Annotated in this window: 1 protein-coding gene; it reads right to left on the bottom strand. The window is 68.8% G+C overall.

Annotated features, from left to right (window positions below; translation table 11 throughout):
- Nucleotides 1–215, bottom strand: a 215-nt coding sequence (locus RRF55_RS29110) for a hypothetical protein (RefSeq protein ID WP_439419467.1), incomplete at both ends; no start/stop codon positions are given.

Below are 215 nucleotides of genomic sequence, written 5' to 3'. Positions count from 1 at the left end.
CTGTCCGGCACGCACGCGCAGCTTGGCGATGCCGTCCACGTCCGCATCCTTCCACAGCCAGCACGGGTTGAAGATGTCCACGTTGAAGATCGCCCGCTTGCCCTCGGCCGGGCCGTCGTCTTCCAGGCGCAGCAGCAGCTGGCCTTCGCCCGGGCACTGCGCGAGCTGCTCGTCGGTGCGCGACAGCAGCGAGGTAGCGGTGATGTCGAAGCGGC

The organism is Klebsiella sp. K47, from assembly GCF_051858335.1.
Classification (GTDB): Bacteria; Pseudomonadota; Gammaproteobacteria; order Enterobacterales; family Enterobacteriaceae; genus Klebsiella; species Klebsiella pneumoniae.
This window is presented reverse-complemented; position numbering and strand designations above follow the sequence as displayed.